Origin of the sequence: Methylobacterium sp. J-090, from assembly GCF_022829345.1 — a bacterium.
Lineage (GTDB): Bacteria > Pseudomonadota > Alphaproteobacteria > Rhizobiales > Beijerinckiaceae > Methylobacterium.
Genome location: NZ_JAKSXV010000044.1, coordinates 1 through 18,559 on the forward strand (window position 1 = coordinate 1; position 18,559 = coordinate 18,559).

Genomic DNA, 18,559 nt, shown 5'->3' on the forward strand with positions numbered 1-18,559 from the left:
GACGTAGCTGCCGCCCGACCCCGTCACCGACGTGACCTCAGCGGTGACGCCGTTCGTGCCGGTCAGGACGAAGTCGTTTGCCGTGACGTTGGCGACCGTCTCGGAGAAGCCGACCGCGTAGGTGAAGCTCGCGACGGTGGGTCCGCCGGCGAGGTCGGCCACCGCTGAGCCCAGAGGCGCGACGGTGTCCACCGTAAGGCCCGCCGGCAGAGAGAGGTCCGCCGTGACGGTGTTGCCGGCGACATCGGCGAGGATCGCCTTGGCGGTGACGGAGCCGGACAGGGACGAGAGGTCCGCCGTGTAGGTCCCGTTGGTGCCGACGGGGACGGAGACGGTGGTCACGCCGTCGGTGAAGGCGATGGTGCCCGAGGAGCCGGTATCGAGGCCCGTGAGGGTGAAGCCGACGTTGCCGGCCTCGCCCGCCCCGAGGCGGGTGTCGGCGGAGGCGAATTGGACGGCGACGAGCGGGGCCGTGTCCGCGCTCGTGTCGATGGTGAGCGCGAACGGACTGGAGGCGGGGCTCGGCAGGCCGCTGGCACCGGTGGCGGAAGCGGTGACCGTGTAGGCTCCGTCGGCGAGGTTGGGGACCGATGCGGTCCAGGCCCCGCCGGGACCGGTCGTGGTCTGGACCGTCACCGGCCCGGCCGGACCGTTCACCACGACGGAGACCGTGGACCCGGCCTCCGCCGTGCCGGACAGGACCGGAGTGGTCTCGCTGGTGATCCCGTCGCCGTCCACACCGGTGTCGTTCAGGACGGCAGCCACGCTGGGCTGCGTGGTGACGGCGGTCGCGACCCGGATGGAATTGCCCGGGATCGTCGCGACGTTGCCGGCGAGATCGCCGACGATCAGGCTCGTCGCGACGACGCCGTCGAAGCCCGACAGGTCCACCGTGAAGGTGCCGTCGGCCGCGACCGGGACATCCTTGACGAGGGCCCCGGCGACGAAGTGGGCGGTCGCCGTGCTGCCGGCGTCGAGTCCGGCCACGGTGTAGGACACCGCCATCGCCTCCGCGGCATTGACCAGGTTGTCGGCCGTTCCGGAGACGGCGAGGACGACGGGGGCGCCCGCGTCGGCGGTGGTGTCGATCACCAGGGCGTGGTTGGTGGAGACGCCGAGCACGGTGTTGGCGCCGTCGGTCAGAGTCGCCGACAGGGTGTAGGGTCCGTCCCCGAGGACGGGCAGCGCGACCGACCATTGTCCGGCCGCGTCCACCGTCGTGGAAAGACTCCCCGGGATGCCCGTCGGGCCGGTGTAGGTCAGCGTGACCGTGCCGCCGGCCAGGGCGGTGCCGCTCACCAGCGGGCTGGCATCGTGGGTGACGAAGTCGCCGGCGATGCCGGTGTCCTCGGTGATGCCCGTGATGACCGGGAGGCTCTCCGGCGGGACCACGACGGGGATGTTGACGAGGTGCAGGCCGGCCTGGGCCACGATGGCGGGATTGCCGGCGAGATCGGCGATGTTCGATCCGGCCGCGAGGCCGAGGGCGAGGGAGCCCGTCCCGGTGATGCCCGTGACGGTCACCGTGTAGACGCCGCCGACCTCAGTGACGGTCGAGAGGGTGCCGGCCGCCGTGCCGGTGCCGGTCAGGGCGAAATCGTCGACGGTCAGGTTCGCCACCGCCTCCGGGAAGGTGACCGTGTAGGTGGCGCTCGTGGCCGCGGCGGCGGCCGGGGCGGCCACGATGGTGGCAGCCGGTGCCGTGGCATCGACGGTGAAATGGCCGATGGGCAGGGTCGCGCGGTTGCCGGCGAGGTCGACGACGGCAACGCTCGCCGTCACCGTTCCGCTGAACCCGGAAAGGTCGGTGGCCGCGAGCGGACCGTTGGCGAGGGGGACCGTCACGGTCCCGCTCGAACCCGTGAAGGTGAGGGTGGCGGTGGCGTCGGCATCAATGCCCGTGACGGTGCCCGTGAGGGCGGCCGCCTCGACAGCGTTAAGGAGACGGTCCGCCGGCAGGGCGAGGCCGACGAGGATGGGCGCACCCGCATCGACCTGAAGGTCGATGGTCACCGGCACCCCCGGCAGGACGGCGCTGCTGTTGCCGGCGGCATCCTGTGCGGAGGCGGTGAGCGTCACGGTTCCATCGGTGAGCGGCGTGGTCACCGGAATGCGCCAGGTGCCGCTGGCATCGACCATGGCCGAGAGGGACTGGCCGCCCACCTCCACGGTCACGGTCGACCCGGCCTCACCGGTGCCGATGAGGATCGGGGTCGCGTCGTTCGTGATCGTGGCCGGGAGGTTGCCGGCGTTGGCAAAGCCCAGGATGGCCGGTGCGACGGGCGCTACGGTGTCGAAGGTCGCGCCGGGGCCGCCGAGGGTCACCGTCTGCCCGGCGGGCGGAACGTAGGTCAGGGTGGAGGTGACCGGACCGTCGAGGGTCGACAGGTTGAGGGTTCCGCCCTGGTCGGTGAGGAGGGCGGAGGCGGTCGTTCCGTCGGCATCCGTGAAGATCACCGACAGGCTCGCGCCGGCCGGCAATCCGCCGAGGGTGTAGGTGACCGCCGCCGCCTCCGTCCCGTTGACGAGCCCGTCGCCGAAGCCGACCGCGAGGGTGAACGGGATGCCCGTCGCCGTCTCGATGGTGACGACCTTGGTGGACGCCGGCAGGCTGACATTGCCCGAGGCATCCGCGGCCGTCGCCGTGAAGGCGTAGGACCCGTCCGCCAGGGCTCCCGGCACCGTCGCGGTCCAGGCGCCTGACACGCCGGCCACCGCCGTGAGGGTGCCGGTCGTGCCGGCGGGCCCCTGGTAGCTCACCGTCACGGTGCTGCCCGCTTCGGCGGTGCCGGCGAGGGTGGGCGTGGTGTCCGCCGTGAGGAAGCCGCCCGGAACGCCGCCGTCGCTGACGAGGCCGGTGATGACGGGCATCGGCGGCGGGACGAGGTCGAGGGCCACCGGCGTGACGGGACCGAGGGTCGCCGCATTGCCGGCGGCGTCGGTGATGTTGGACGTCGCCGACAGGGCGAGGCCAAGGGTGCCGGCCCCCGAGAGGTTGCCGATCACCACGGTGTAGCCGCCGGCCGGGTTCGCCACCGCCTGGACGACGTTGCCGAGGATCGAGCCGGTTCCGACGACCTGGAAGTCGGTGGCGTCGAGGCCGGCTACGGCCTCGGGGAAGGTGACGTCGAACTGCACCGTTCCGGGCAGCTGCACGGGGGTGAGGAGGCCGGTGCCGAGGGGCGCGACGGTGTCGATGAGCGCGGCCGGACCCGGCAGGGTCGCGGTGTTGCCGACCGTGTCGGTGATGTGGATCGATGAGGTCACCGCGCCGTTCAGGCCGCTGAGATCGACGGACGCGCTGCCGTTCACCCCGACGGTCTTGGTGACGACGTGGTTGCCCGCATCCGTGAAGGTGACGATGGCCGTGGCACCGGCATCGAGGCCGGTCACCGCCAGCGGAACGGCCGCGACGCCCGCGAGTCCGATGGGCCGACCGTTGCCGAGGGCGATGGCGACGGGTGCCCCGGCATCGGCCGTGAGATCCACGGTAAGGTTGGCCACGGCCGGCGCGGCGACATTGCCGGCGGCGTCCATGGCGGCGATGGAGACGACGTAGGCCCCGTCGGTGAGGGTCGTGCCGATGCTGCCGGTCAGGGGCAGGGAGAACGTGCCGTTGGCGACGGCCGCCGTCGTGGTCAGGACCGGGGTGCCGGTGGCGTTGGTGACCGTCACCATCACGCTGGCGCCGGCCTCGAGACCGATGGCGGTTCCGGCGAGCACCACGCCGCCGGCGATGTCCGCCTGGGAGACGATGCCGTCGCCGGTGATCGGCTGGAGGGTGAGGACGGGGGCGGTGTGATCCAGTGTCAGGACGGGACCGACGGGGGCCGGGACCCCGATGCCGGGCAGGAGGTTACCGGCCGCGTCCCGGACACCGGCGGGATTCAAGGTGAGGCCGAGGGTGCCTTCGGCCGTCGCGGCCGGCACCGTAACGAGGTAGGTGCGCCCGCCATCCGTCGTGGTGACGGTGGGGACGAGGCCGGCGGCCGCCGTGCCGGTGAGGCCGAGATTGGCCGCCGTCAGGCCCGTGACCGGCTCCGAGAAGGTCAGGGTGAAGTCGATCACCGTATCCTTGGTGAACGCGCCGTCCGGTGAGGTGACGCTCACCAGGGCGGGTGCCGCGAGGTCGACGGTGACCGCCTGGGTCAGGGCGACGGAGGCGGCGCCGTCCGTGCGCTGGACGAGGACCGCGACATCGCCCGAGGCCTGGAGGGCGGGAATCGTGCCCGTGAAGGTGGTGGCGCCGTTGGTGGTGACGACGACGGCGCCGGCGAGCGGCGTGACGGTCCCGCCGATCCGGACGGCCAGGGACTCGCCGGTGCCGAGCGGCCCGGAGAGGGTCCCGGTGACCGGCACGGCTCCGGCCGCGGCCTCGGCGATGTTGACGATGTTGTCGCCCGCCACCCGCACGGCGGTGACCGTCTGGACGGGCGCCGGGGCGACGATGTCGTAGGCCGTGCCGAGCACCCCGGCGAGGGGGATACCGGTGCCGACCTGGAGCGTGCCGGTCGTGCCGCTGGCCAGCGCGAGATCCTGGCGCCCGTCGCCGTTGATGTCGAGGAGGGCGAGGGCGCCGAGGCCGGCCTGGGTCTCGAGGACCACGGGGGCGGAGAAGTTGCCGGCGCCGTCGCCGTAGACGACCCGCACGTTTCCGTCCGTGCCGGCGTAGAGGATGTCCTGCTTGCCGTCGCCGTTGGCGTCGCCGATGCGGATGTCGGTGGCGGCCGCACCCGCCTGCAGGGTCGTCTGGATGGCCGCGCCGGCGGCGGTGGAGCCGCGGATCTCGAGGGTGCCCGCCGTGCCGGCCGAGACGATCTCGGCGCGTCCGTCGCCGTTGAGATCGCCGGCCGCGAGGCCGCCCGCGCTGGCACCGACCGTGAGGGTCGAGCGCGTGAAGGTGCCGTTGGCCGCCTGCGTGAGAACGGCGAGCTGCGTACCGCCATTGGCCAGGGCCGCGAGATCGACGCGTCCGTCGCCGTTGAAGTCGCCCGAGACGAAGGCGTCCGGCCGGACGCCGAAGGACTGGGCGCTCCCTGCGCTGAAGCTGCCGGAGCCGTTGTTGGTCAGTACCGTGGCCGAGGTTCCGGAGAGGCTCTTGATCACGATGTCGGCGTAGCCGTCGCCGTTGACGTCCGCGATCAGGGCGCCGTCCGCGCCCGAGGTGGCGCGGCTGGTGACCGTGAAGGTGCCGTCGGTCCCCTGCTTCAGGATCTGGACGGTGCCGTTGCCGGCGGTGACGATATCGACGAGGCCATCACCCGTGACCTCACCCGTCGCGATGGTGTTCTGGCCGGCCGCGACGGAGACGGTCTGCGTCGCTCCGAGGGAGCCGGTGCCGGTGCCGCGGGTCACCACCACGGTGTTGTTGACGAGGAAGGCCGCGTCACCGAGCCCGTCGGCGTTGAAGTCCGCCGTCGCGGTCTCGCGCGCCGGACCGATGTTCACGGGGGCGAGAAGGGCGAAGTCGGCGCCGCGCAGGCCGTTGCCGGCGAGGTCGGTGACGCCGGACAGATTCGAGGGGTTGAGCGCCAGGCCGAGGGTGCCGGCGCGCTGGTCGAAGCTGATGCCGTCGAGGCCGAGGCCGACGCTGACGATGTAGGTGTTGGGCTTGGTGAGAGACGGCAGCAGGGTGACGAGGTGGATGCCCGGGAGCGTCCCCGTCGCCTGGAACAGGTCGGCGGAGAGGCCGAGGACCGGTTCGGAGAAGGTGACCTCGTAGCGGAGCACCCCGAGGAGATCGAGGAGCCCGAGGGGATCGGGCGTGTCGAGCTGGCTCACCGCCAGGATGGTCGGTCCGGTGTTGTCGATGCGGACCTGGAGCGGCAGGGACGTGCTGGTGCCGAGCAGCGGGGTCGTCTGGGTCGCCCGCAGGTTGTGCGTCCCCTCCGCCAGATTGACGCGCACGGCGCCGAGCGAGGTCCCGAGGAGACCGGCCGGGACCGTCGTCAGGATCTCGCCGGAACCGGGGACGCCGTTGCCGTCCCGGTCATCGAAGATCGTGATCGGACCACCGAGAGCATTCAGCCCCAGGATGGTGATGTCGACGCCGTTGCGCCGGGTGAGGCCGTCGAGGGGAAGACCCGTGTCGCTCAACGGCGAGAGGCCGAGAACGAGGGGAGCGAGCGTACCGGCCATCTGCGTTTCCCATGGTTTCGGCAAGCGCCCGCGCATGACGCGGAGGGAGCTCCGCGCGCCGGCTTCGTGCCCGATGGATCTAATGTTCGTGTCGAGGGGCCGGCGCGTTCCGCCGGCTGGGTTGCATATATCAACCTACAGAAGAACAGGCGCTCCTCAAGAGGCGATCCGACGCCGGGCGGTTATTTTGCAGCTTCAACTGCGAAATCGGCGTCATCAGCCGATTTTATCGTTAGCAAACCGTAAAATTTGGACATCGAGTGCAAAACGAAGCAAATTTAGTCGCCGATTGGCGCCGGTCGTTAAGGTTCGCTTAACGCTTCGCTGGCGGTGGTAATTCGAGAAGGCTTCCTTTCGGCAGAACAACTCTACCATTAGCTGCACATTAAGGGCTTTGGAGGCGAATATTATCGCCTGACAGCCGTATACATCCCGACGAGAGGCGAGCTCCGATGCGACCGGTTCACAGGAATTCCGATCTGAAGAACGCCCTTCTGCGGTGCAGACGGGCGTTCTTCGGTGTCGCGGTCATGAGCGGCGTCGTGAACGTGCTCTACCTGACGGGCTCGTTCTTCATGCTGGAGGTCTACGATCGCGTGATCCCGGCTCGCTCCATCCCCACGCTCATCGGCCTCGGCGCCCTGGCCCTGGCGCTGTTCCTCTTCCAGGGGGTGATCGAGGTCATCCGGGCGCGAGTTCTCGCCCGCATCGGATGCTCCCTCGACGAGGCGGTGTCCCATCGCGTCTTCGATGCAGTGGTGCGCTACCCGCTGAAATCACCCGCCGGCGGCGACGGGCTTCTCCCGCTGCGCGACCTCGATCAGATCCGGGGCTTTCTCTCCGGCCTCGGGCCGACGGCGTTCTTCGACCTGCCCTGGCTTCCGATCTACCTGGCGATCTGCTTCCTGTTCCATCCGCTCATCGGCCTCGCGGCCCTGGCCGGTGCCGTGATCCTCGCTCTGCTGACCCTCCTGACCGATCGCCTGACCCGTCGGCCCCAGCGCGAGGCGACCCGGCACGGCGCCCGCCGCAACGAGATCTCGGATGCCGGGCGCCACAACGCCGAAGTGCTGCACGCCATGGGCATGCAGCAGAACCTCGCCCGGATCTGGACTGCGGAGAGCCGGTCCTACCTCGATCGTCAGCGCCGGGTCGCGGACATCGCCGGAAGCCTCGGAACCGTCTCGAAGGTCTTCCGCATGATCCTGCAGTCCGGTGTCCTGGCCCTCGGCGCGTATCTGGTGATCCAGGGGCAGGCCACGGGCGGCATCATCATCGCCTCGTCGATCCTCGTGTCCCGGGCCCTGGCACCGGCGGAGATCGCCATCGCCCACTGGAAGGGGTTCGTCGCGGCCCAGCAGGGCTGGGGTCGGCTCAACGACATCCTCGACCGCTTCGGCCCGGAGACGGACGCCCTCGAACTCCCCGCCCCCTCGGTGTCGCTCACCGTCGAGCAGGCGTCCCTGGTGCCGCCCGGAACCCAGCGCGTGGTCGTCTCGGACATGAGCTTCGGCCTCAAGGCCGGTCAGGGCGTCGGCATCATCGGACCGAGCGCCTCCGGCAAATCGACCCTCGCCCGCGCCCTCGTGGGGGTGTGGACCCCCGTGCGCGGGTCGGTGCGCCTCGACAGCGCCACCCTCGACCAATGGTCGGCGGCAAGCCTCGGCCGCCATATCGGCTATCTCCCCCAGGAAGCCGAGCTCTTCGCCGGAACCATCGCGTCGAACATCGCCCGGCTCGCCCCCTCCCCCGACGCGGAGGCGGTGATCGCTGCCGCCCGCAACGCCGACGTGCACGACCTGATCCTGCGGATGCCCGAGGGCTACGAGACGCTGATCGGCCCGGGCGGGGCGAGCCTGTCGGCCGGTCAGCGTCAGCGGATCGGCCTGGCGCGTGCCCTCTACGGAAACCCGTTCCTCGTCGTCCTCGACGAACCCAACGCCAACCTCGACGAGCCGGGCGAACTCGCCCTCACCCGCGCCATGCTCGGCGTGCGCCAGCGCGGCGGCATCGTCGTCGTCGTCGCCCACCGCCCGAGCGCGCTCGCGGCCGTCGATCTCCTCCTCGTCATGGAGGAGGGCCGGGCCCGGGCGTTCGGCCCCAAGGACGAGATCATGAAGCAGATCATGCGCCCGACGGCCGTCCCCAGCGTCCGGGCTCCCAAGCGAACCGTCACCGGGCAGGCGGAGCCGGCTCCCAAAGCGAACCTGAAGGCACGCGCATGACCTCCGCCGTCAACTCCTCCGCCGTCAATCCGCCCGTCCTCCTCTCCCCCATCGCTCCCACGGCGCGGCCGTTCCAGGCGGACCGCTCCATCGGTCTGCACCTCCTCAGCGTGTCGGCCGTGATCTCCGTCCTGGTCTTCGGCATGGGGGGCTGGGCGACCGTCACCCAGATCCACGGGGCCGTGATGGCGTCCGGCCAACTCGTCGTCGAGAGCGACGTGAAGAAGGTCCAGCATCCCACCGGCGGCGTGGTCGGCACCATCCGGGTCCACGACGGATCGCGCGTTTCGGCCGGGGACGTCCTCATCACCCTCGACGAGACCCAGATCCGGGCGAACCTCGACATCGTCCTCAAGGCCATGGACGAGCTGAGCGCCCGGCGCGCCCGGAACGAGGCCGAGCGCGACGGGGCCGCCTCCATCGCCTTTGCCGCCGATCTCGGGGAGCGCCGGGGCTCGGACGCCGTCGTCGCGCAACTCCTCGACGGTGAGAGGCGGCTGTTCGAGACCCGCCGGACCGGACGGGACGGCCAGAAGGCCCAGCTTCAGCAGCGCGTCCTGCAGATCCGCCAAGAGATCGCCGGGCTGACCGAGCAGGCCGAGGCCAAGGCGCAGGAGATCGCGCTCATCGGTGACGAACTGGTCGGCGTGCGGGAATTGCGGGCGAAGAATCTCATCGCCCTCTCGCGGGTGACGGCCCTGGAACGCGATGCCGCCCGTCTCCACGGTGAGCGCGGGCAACTCGTGGCCGCCCAGGCGCAGGCGCGCGGCAAGATCACCGAGACCGAGCTGCAGATTCTCCAGATCGACCAGGACATGCGCGGCGAGGTCGGCAAGGAACTCGCCGACATTCGCGGACGCTGGTCGGAACTCGCCGAGAAGCGGGTCGCGGCCCTCGACCAGCTCAAGCGCACGGACCTGCGGGCGCCCCAGGACGGCGTGGTGCACCAGATGACCGTGCACACGGTCGGCGGCCTCGTGGTGCCGAGCGAGCCGGCGATGCTGATCGTGCCCGATTCCGACAGCCTCGCCGTCGAGGTCCGGGTTCAGCCGCAGGAGATCGACAACGTCCATCTCGATCAGGACGCCGTGCTGCGGTTTCCCGCGTTCAACCAGCGCGTCACACCCGAGATCGACGGGATCGTCACACGGATTTCGGCGGATGTGAGTCAGGACATCAAGACGGGCCTCAGCTACTACACCGCCCGCATCCGCGTGCCGGAGGCCCAGCGCGATCGCCTCGGAAAGGTACGGCTCGTCCCCGGCATGCCGGTGGAGGCCTATATCCAGACCGGCGAGCGGTCGGTTCTCTCGTATCTCCTCAAGCCCCTGGCCGATCAGATCGCCAAGGCGTGGCGGGAGCGTTGAGGCCTCGATCCGGCGCGGTGCGTCATACGATTGTCCGCCGATCGCTCCGCGAGGCGGGCAATTGACGCGCGGGAGCCTACTTTCCGGCCTCGATCTCGCAGATGACCCGGGCCAGTTCGGAGAGAAGATAGCGGGCGCGGGGGTCCTTGATCCTGTCGAAGGCCTCTTTGAAGATGCTGTCTTCCGCCCGGCCGACCGCCGGCGGAGTCCCCTTCTCGGGCGCGCTTCCCTCGGGCTTGGTGTCGTAGAAATAGCTGATGTCGACGCCCATCGTCTGGGCGATCTGATGGAGCTTGTCCGCCGCGATCCGGCTCCGGCCGCTCTCGTATTTCTGGACTTGCTGAAAGGTGACGCCGAGCGCGCTGCCGAGATTGGCCTGGCTCAGGCCCGCCGAACGGCGCAGGGACTTGATACGGGGACCGATCTCCCGCGTGGCATTGTCTCTGCTCGGCTCGGCCATCACGTCTTGCTCGATCTTCTTCATGATCATTGATCTATTGATCTTATGAACGACGTCGGGGTGAACCGAACGGCTTCGCCCAGGTCGTCCGCGCCCTCGCATCTCCTCACACGAGGCGAATCGCTCGCCTGTTTATGCGAAATACGATCGGCCGCCAATCCACCTCGTCTGTCACGTTAAATTGTTCGCGTTTGCGTGAGCGATCATACCCCAAGTCGACGAACGGACAAAAGCGGCCGTGAAGCGATCTCCGGGGTTTTTTTATCAACTGCTCACCCGAGATTTGATCGATACCAGGTGAAAGGCTGTGGCCGGTCTATACATCGACAAAACATCCGCTTCGAATTCATGCAGCAAATTTGTAGGCGCTATGCGGTATTACGAAGAAGATATCGTCTTATTGCTGATATGGATGGTGGCATGAGGGAAATATTGGCATTGATGAGCGCTGATTATTGAGCTTCGGCGATGCTGTTGATTCCTGTATTTACTTTTCTGCTTAACCGCAGATAAATTTATACGAACGACGATGTTGTTTTTGCCTGTTTGAATGATAGCAATATGAAATTTATCTATATCTTAGTATTGCGATGATAATCGATCTGGTCAATCAGATAAACATCTCTGCTTGATTTTGCTTTCGCAGCCATATTTATCATTTTTTCTGGTGATGTCTGGTTTTGCAAAACGTTTGCTAGATGGATGGCCGTGAGGTCAGGACTCGGCGACAGGGCTGTGCCTCACGACAACTCGGATGGTATGCGGCGAACTGCGTAGGCCGGTCGATCGAGTTCACGGTCTGCCAGCTCACGATCTGCCATGCCTCGACCCGCACTGGCCGGAAGCCGTCGTGCCCGCCGGCACGCGCGTGACGGCCTTCTGCGGAAACGACGTGTTAGCGACTTCGAAACCACATTCAAAAATCAACTGAGAGGCGAGTTATTCTTATGGGTCTCCACACTATCATCCCCCCATCCACTCACTGACGGCAGTTCGCGTGCAGGCTGTGTTCCGGCTGCAAGCCGTGCAAGGCGGGAGTTCGGTTCCATGGCCCATCCCACCCCCGAGCAGGCGCGACTGGATGCCCTGCGCGGCCTGCGCATCCTCGGCTCGACGCCCGAACCGCACCTCGATGCGGTCTGCCGCACCGCCGCCGCGCTGTTCGACGTGCCGATCGCCCTGGTTCTGCTGGTGGACGAGACGCGGATCTGGTTCAAGGCCCGATGGGGCGTCGAGGGCGAGGGGATCGCCCGCGAAGGGGCGTTCTGCGACCTCACGATCCAGGGGCAGGCCGGTGTCCCCCTCGTCATTCACGATCTGCTCGGCGATCCGCGCTCCGCCGGGAGCCCCCTCGTGGTCGGGCAACCCCTCGCGCGCTTCTACGCCGGGGTGCCCCTGGCCCTGCGCTCAGGGCTGAACCTCGGCACCTTCTGCATCATGGACCGGACGCCCCGGCCCGATTTCGCCGAGCGCGAGACGCGGCTGCTCAGGGACCTCGCCCTCATCGTCGAGGCCCACCTGCGCCTGCACGAGGCCCGGGTGACGGGCGAGGCGGATGCCGCCCGGCGACGCGACGCGGAAGGCGCCCTGCGGCAGAGCGAGCAGCGCTTTCGCCTGCTGGCCGAGACCAGCACCGACGTGATCATCTGGTCGGATCTCGACACCACCCGGCGCTACGTCTCGCCCTCGATCAGGACGGTGCTGGGCTACGAGCCCGACGAACTCCTCGGAACCAAGCCCCTCGATTTCGTCCATCCCGAGGACGTCGAAGCCTACGGCCGCGTCCTCGACGACCTGACCCAGGCCCGCATCGATCGGGCCTCCACCTGCCAGCGCTACCACCGGAAGGATGGCGCGTGGGTCACCATGGAGGTGTCCCAGAGCCTCGCCCGCGATCCGATCACCAACCGTCCCACCGGCTACGTGACCTCCCTGAGGGATATCACCGAGCGCAAGGCGGTGGAGGATGCCCTGCGCCTGAGCGAGGAACGCCTCGCCCTCGCCCTGAACAGCGGCAGCGACGGCCTGTGGGACTGGAATGTCGTGACGGGCGAGGTCAAGCTCTCCGATCACTGGGCGTCGATGCTGGCCTACGACCGCGACGAGATCGTGCCCGACATCAGCTCCTGGTACACGCTCATCCACCCCGACGACGTCGAACGCTCGCGCCGGACCCTGGCCGATCACTTCGACGGGCGGACCGCCGCCTTCGAGTGCGAGTATCGCCTGCGCGCCAAGGGCGGCCACTACATCTGGATCCTCGCCCGCGGCAAGGTGGTCAGCCGGACCGCCGACGGCGTTCCCCTGCGCGTCGTCGGCACGCATATCGACATCACCCGGCGCAAGACCGACGAGCGGCGCATCGCCCATCTCGCCCTGCACGATTCCCTGACCGATCTGCCCAACCGGACGCTGTTCTGGGAGCGCCTGACGGACGAGATCCGTCACGCGACGGCGCACGGCACCCGCTTCGCGATCCTCACCTGCGATCTCGACGGCTTCAAAGGCGTCAACGACAGCTTCGGCCATCCCGTCGGCGACCTGCTGCTGCAGACCGTTGCGACCCGGCTCCTCGCGGTCGTTCGCGAGGCCGATACGGTGGCGCGCCTGGGCGGCGACGAGTTCGCCATCATCCTCAGCCGGATCGGGCACGTCCACGATGCCGGCGCCATGGCCACGCGCATCATCGAGGCGGTCAACCGGCCCGTGGCGGTCAACGGCCACAGCGTGAGCGTCGGCGCCTCCGTCGGCATCGCCTTCGGAGCCGGGGACACCCACGATGCCGTCGCGCTCTTCCGGCAGTCCGATACCGCCCTGTATCAGGCCAAGGCCGCCGGCAAGAACACCTACCGCTTCCACGATCCCGCGGCCGGCACGAATCCGGCGGTACCCGGGTCGCTGAAGTCCGAGATGAAGGAGGCGATGAAGCGCGGCGACTTCCAGCTTCTCTACCAGCCCATCGTCGAGCTGGAGACCGGCGCCATCGCGGGGTTCGAGGCCCTGTTGCAGTGGGTGCATCCGCTCCGCGGTGAGATCGCCCCGAGCGAATTCATTCCCCTGGCGGAAGAGACCGGCCTGATCATCGCCCTCGGGGCCTGGGTCCTGAAGGAAGCCTGCCGCGAGGCGGCGTCCTGGCCCGGCCACCTCAGGATCGCGGTCAATGTCTCGGCGATCCAGTTCCAGCAGATCAGCATGGAGGAAACGGTCCTGCGCGCTCTGGCCGGTTCGGGACTGCCGCCGCACCGGCTCGAACTCGAGATCACGGAGACGACCCTGATGCAGAAGACCGAGGCGCTCATCCGGACGATCCGGCGCCTGCGACACAGCGGAATCCGCATCGCCCTCGACGATTTCGGAACGGGCTATTCCGGCTTGAGCTACCTCCACCAGTTCGCCATCGACACCGTCAAGATCGACCGGTCCTTCGTCGTCGCGATGGCGAGCCCGAAGACCGCGACCATCATGCGCGCCATCGTGACGCTGGCCGCGAACCTCGGAGCCCGCGTGACCGCCGAAGGGGTCGAGACACGCGAGCAGCTGGATTTCGTCCGAGCGGCGGGGTGCACCGACGTCCAGGGCTACCTCTTCAGCCCGCCCCTGCCGGCCCGGGACATCGTGAATCTGCTCGAGAACGGACGTTCGCGCCGGGCCGCCTGATGCGGTCGCCGTTCGATCGGGGCGGCGGTCCCGGCAGCGGTCTCACCGTCCGGTTCCGCCGGGCCGGCTCCGACGGCCGGCGGCTCAACCTCTCCATCGCGGCGCGCGCACCCCGCGACCGCACCGACGCGGCGGCCGCCCGGCCCTTCGCCGACACCCGCGATGCCGGAACCGGTCGTCCAAATCGCCGACGTCCAAATCCCTGACGCCCCGATTTCCGACGTCGGAACCCCTCACGGCCAAGTTGTCCACATCGCCGGCATCGTATCCGGCACGGCGATGCGATGCATAAACGCATCGCCCGGCGGGAAATCCGGATTCCGCTTTTCGCCTCTCATGCGTCGTGGCGTTGTCGGCTCTGCGCGAACTCGCCTTTGGGGTGCAGGCAGGCTGGGCATGGCTCCCCCGCCGTCAAACCGGACCTTCCTCGAGGCCCACCATCGGAATCGGTGGTCCGGCATCGGTTTGGAAGGGCGTCCGTTCGGCGGCGCTCCCGAAAAATGACCGGCGCTGGATTAATCCGCGGCGCCGTTCGTGGGCCATCGACGACTTATGGACTTAGAATAAATCCAGAACATAGTTCTTGCGCCCCTCCGCAGCTCTTTGCCAATGAGTTGAGTGCGCCGGATGAGAAAGTGGAACATTTCTAATGCGGTGCGACGAATGATGAATCCCAATGTGAGTCACCAATCCCGTGCCTAACATTCCCGCGAAGTCTTGCGCGTTTTCCTCCCGACACAGCGATAAACGCTTGGTTGTTTTAGCGTTGCTGTCGAGTGTGGCGATCTGTGGCCTCGGTGCCGGATCGGCCGGGGCGCAGGACGCTGCCCAGACCGTCACCCTCGACACCCTGTCCGTCGAAGGCGTCGGGCGTGGTCCGAGCGTCGCCGGAACCGACCGGGGCGGTCCCCTCGGCGCAGTGCCCGGCTACGTCGCCTCGCGCAGCACCGTCGCGACGAAGACCGACACGCCGATCCTCGAGACGGCCCAGTCGATCTCGGTGATCGGGCGCAAGCAGATCGAGGACGGGAACGCGCTCACCATCAACCAGGCCCTGCGCTATACCCCGGGCGTCACCACCGAGCAGCGCGGCGGCGCCGGATCGACCCGCCTGGAGCAGTTCCTCATCCGCGGCTTCAGCGCCCCGGTCTTCCTCGACGGAATGGCGCTCCTCGGAGGGCGCGACGCCAACGCGTCCGTCGACCCCTACCGCCTGGAACGCATCGACGTCATCAAGGGACCGGCCTCGGTGCTCTACGGCCAGTCGGGCCCGGGCGGCATCGTCAATCTGGTCTCGAAGGTGCCGCGCTTCGTGGAGCACGGCGAGATCTTCGTGCAGGGCGGCGGCTTCAACGAGGTGCGCGGCGGCGTCGATGTCGGCGGACCGATCCATTCCGACGTGCCGGGCCTCGCCGACCAGTTCGCCTACCGCATCGTCGGCTTCGGCTGGAACGGCGACGGCCCCGTGGACACGACGCGGGTCGAGCGCGTGCTGATCAATCCGAGCGTGACCTGGCGCCCCTCCAGCGACACCTCGCTCACCATCATCGGCAACTATCAGCGCGACCCGTTCTCGGGCTTCTACGGCGGCTTCCCGGCGGTGGGCACCGTGTTCCCGCGCAACTTCGGCAGCGGCGTCATCGGTCGCCTGCCGGTGAATTTCTATGACGGCGACCGCAACATCGAGCGTTCCGACCGGACCCAGGCGTCCATCGAGTACCTGTTCGACCATCGCGTCAACGAGAACCTCCGGTTCCACTCGGCCGGTCGATACCTGCGCACCCAGGGCGACTATCGCAGCGTCTACAGTGCTTTCAGTCCGCTCAACGGGCCGACGGCCTCCGGCCCGCTGCTGCCCCGCGCGGTCATCGGCACCAACGTCGATGCCGAAGCCTTCACGATGGACACCAATGCGGTGGCCACCTTCGATACCGGTTTCATCGCCCATACGGCGCTGCTCGGCGTGGACCACCGCACCTTCAGTACGCGGACCCTCGGAACGCCATTCCCGACGGCGCCGAGCCTCAACGCCCTGGCACCCGATTATGCGATGAATATCGCGTTCCCGGCCTTCAACACGGCGTCCCGCGTCGACGCGCAACAGACCGGCGTGTACTTCCAGGATCAGGCGAAGTTCGATCGTCTCGTCCTGACCGTCGGCGGACGCTACGACGTCGCCAGCCAGACCGGTCCGACCCGGACCTTCAACCTCGCGGCCAACACGAGCACGTTGACCCTTCAGGATGCGCCGGCCGATGCCCTCACCGGCCGGGCGAGCCTGCTCTACCTGTTCGATTCCGGCGTGGCGCCGTACGTCTCCTACAGTCAGGCCTTCGAGCCCATCGTCGCCGGCCGGGTCTTCGACACCGCCTTCGGCACCGTCGGCCGCATTCCCGATCCACAATTGAGCGATCAGTACGAGGCCGGCATCAAGTACCAGCCGCCCGGCACGGACATCCTGCTCACGGCGGCGGCCTTCGACATCCGCCAGTCGAACCGGACGACGGCCGACACGACGGCGGGCCGTGCGCCCGGGTTCGTCCTGCAGACCGGCCAGGTCGGCGTGCAGGGGGTCGAGTTCGAGGCGCGGGCGAACCTCGCGGAGGGGCTGACCCTGATCGGCGGCTTCTCGGTTCTCGACGCCCGCAACGTTCGCGACGACGGCCGGACCCTGAACGACCTGACGCAGCAGAATGTGGCCCTGGAGGGTCGCCGCCCGGTGCTGGTGCCGGACAAGACCGCCTCGCTGCTCGCGACCTACCGCTTCCTCGATGGGCCGATGCTCGGCCTCGAGATCGGCGGCGGCGTGCGCTACCTCGGACCGTCCTGGGGGGACGCCGCCAACACCTTCAAGGTGCCCGAGAGCGTGCTCGTCGACGCGACCGCCTCCTACGACCTGAAGTACCTCGATCCCAAGCTCCAGGGCTTCTCCATGCAGGTGAACGCCACCAACCTCCTCGACGAGCGCTACGTCAGCGGCTGCAACGGCTACACGAGCTGTTATTACGGCCTGCCGCGCACGGTCTACGCGACCCTGCGCTACCGCTGGTAAGGGTGCAGGGGGCCAAGCATGAAGAACGGCTTTCGCCAATCCATGGCCTGGCTCCACACCTGGGCCGGCCTCGTGGTCGGGTGGGTGCTGCTGGCGGTGTTCGTGACCGGCACGGCGAGCTACTACCGCGCCGACATCTCGCACTGGATGCGGCCGGAACTGCATCAGGCCCCGGCCGCCACCGATCCGGTCTCCCTGGCCCGGGCCGCCGAGATCGGCGTCGCCCACATGGTCGAGCACGCGGGCAATGCGCGGACCTGGTTCATCGGCCTGCCCCGGGCCGAGAGCCCGGTCCTCGACCTGTTCTGGCGCACGAAGCCCGGCACCCCGCCGGGCCACGCGGTCCTCGATCCGCGGACGGGCGCGCCCGCGCAGGTGCGCGACACCAAGGGCGGCGACTTCCTCTACCGCTTCCACTTCGAGCTTCACATGGCGCCCCTCTGGGGCCGCTGGATCGTCGGCATCTGCGCCATGATCATGTTGGTGGCCATCGTCTCCGGCATCATCACGCACCGGCGCATCTTCTCGGATTTCTTCACCCTGCGGCGGGACAAGGCGGCCCAGCGCGGCTGGCTCGACGCCCACAACGTCACGGGTGTCCTCGCCCTGCCGTTCCACCTGATGATCACCTATACGGGCGTCGTCACGCTCGCGGTGATGTACATGCCGTGGGGCGTCACCACGGCCTATCGCGGCGACAACCAGACCTTCTACGCCGAGAGCGGCCAGATCACCGCCCAGCGTCCCGCCCTCGGCCGGCCGGGGCAACTCGCGCCCATCGGGCCGATGGTGGCCCGGGCCGTGGCGATGGTGCCCGAGCCCCTCGAGCGCCTGTCCGTCGTCAACCCGAAGGACGCCAACGCCACGGTGGTGGCGGTGTTCGAGGAGCCGCACGGCCTGTCGCACGCCCATCCGCAGATCGCCTTCGACGGCACCACCGGGGCCGTCGTGGAGGTCCTGCAGGGCGGCCTCAAGCCGGCCGCCAAGACCTTCACCACCCTGGTCGGCCTGCACGAGGCGCACTTCGCCGGCACCGCACTGCGGGCGCTGTTCTTCCTGTGCGGGCTCATGGGCTGCGCCATGGTGGCGTCGGGCCTGATCCTGTGGTCGGTGGCGCGCCTGCCCAAACCCGGGACGCGGCCGTTCCTCGGCCTGCGGATCGTCCAGGCCCTCAACATCGGCACCGTGACGGGCCTTCCGGGGGGCATCGCGGCCTACTTCCTCGCCAACCGGCTCCTGCCCGTCGCCTTCGCGGACCGGGCCGACTGGGAGATCCGCGCGTTCTTCGCGATTTGGATCCTCGCCGCCCTGCTTCCCCTCGCGCGACCGCAGCGCCGGGCCTGGGTCGAGGCGATGGCGGCTTTGGCCGCCCTTACCCTCGCGGTGCCGGTGATCGACGTCCTGACGATCCCCGCCCATCCCCTTCGCTTCGGACTGGGCGAGCCGGCGCTGTTCCTGTGGTTCGACGGCGTCCTCGTCGCCCTGGCGGCCCTGTTCGCCGTCTGCGCCCGCAAGATCGCCCGCTACGAGGGACCGCGCCCGAAGCGGCGGACATCGCCCGCCGAGGCGCCTCGCGCCCGTGCGGCACCCGCCGAGCGGCGGCCGGCGATGACTTCCCTGTCGTGACCTGACCCGTCGTGACCCGATCGGGCGCCCTCCG

Annotated in this window: 8 protein-coding genes; 6 read left to right on the plus strand and 2 right to left on the minus strand. The window is 68.7% G+C overall.

Annotated features, from left to right (window positions below; genetic code table 11):
• Window positions 1-6,138, minus strand: a 6,138-nt coding sequence (locus MKK49_RS07120) for a beta strand repeat-containing protein (protein ID WP_279595376.1), incomplete at its 3' end; no start/stop codon positions are given.
• 452 nt (window positions 6,139-6,590) lie between these two features.
• Here MKK49_RS07120 and MKK49_RS07125 point away from each other — a divergent pair.
• Together MKK49_RS07125 and MKK49_RS07130 are read left to right on the plus strand one after the other, a co-directional pair.
• Complete coding sequence (locus MKK49_RS07125; RefSeq protein WP_244027369.1) at window positions 6,591-8,363, plus strand: type I secretion system permease/ATPase; 1,773 nt, start codon at window positions 6,591-6,593, stop codon at window positions 8,361-8,363.
• On the plus strand, window positions 8,360-9,730 hold the full coding sequence (locus MKK49_RS07130) for an HlyD family type I secretion periplasmic adaptor subunit (protein ID WP_244027370.1): 1,371 nt from the start codon (window positions 8,360-8,362) through the stop codon (window positions 9,728-9,730). Before MKK49_RS07125 ends, MKK49_RS07130 begins: the two co-directional genes overlap by 4 nt.
• 76 nt (window positions 9,731-9,806) lie before the next feature.
• Here MKK49_RS07130 and MKK49_RS07135 read toward each other — a convergent pair whose 3' ends face one another.
• A complete protein-coding gene (locus MKK49_RS07135) occupies window positions 9,807-10,214 on the minus strand; it encodes a helix-turn-helix domain-containing protein (protein WP_244027371.1) in 408 nt (135 codons plus the stop codon).
• Window positions 10,215-11,237: 1,023 nt separating this feature from the next.
• Here MKK49_RS07135 and MKK49_RS07140 point away from each other — a divergent pair.
• The 4 genes from MKK49_RS07140 (at window position 11,238) to MKK49_RS07155 (ending at window position 18,525) form a co-directional block, all read left to right on the plus strand.
• Entirely contained in the window at window positions 11,238-13,847 is a 2,610-nt protein-coding gene (locus MKK49_RS07140) for an EAL domain-containing protein (protein ID WP_244027373.1), read from the plus strand.
• Window positions 13,847-14,053, plus strand: coding sequence for a hypothetical protein (locus MKK49_RS07145; protein ID WP_244027375.1), 207 nt, complete (start codon window positions 13,847-13,849; stop codon window positions 14,051-14,053). Before MKK49_RS07140 ends, MKK49_RS07145 begins: the two co-directional genes overlap by 1 nt.
• Before the next feature lie 545 nt (window positions 14,054-14,598).
• Entirely contained in the window at window positions 14,599-16,899 is a 2,301-nt protein-coding gene (locus MKK49_RS07150) for a TonB-dependent siderophore receptor (protein WP_409565029.1), read from the plus strand.
• A gap of 18 nt (window positions 16,900-16,917) precedes the next feature.
• Window positions 16,918-18,525, plus strand: coding sequence for a PepSY-associated TM helix domain-containing protein (locus MKK49_RS07155; RefSeq protein WP_244027376.1), 1,608 nt, complete (start codon window positions 16,918-16,920; stop codon window positions 18,523-18,525).
• The last annotated feature ends 34 nt before the right edge of the window (window positions 18,526-18,559 follow it).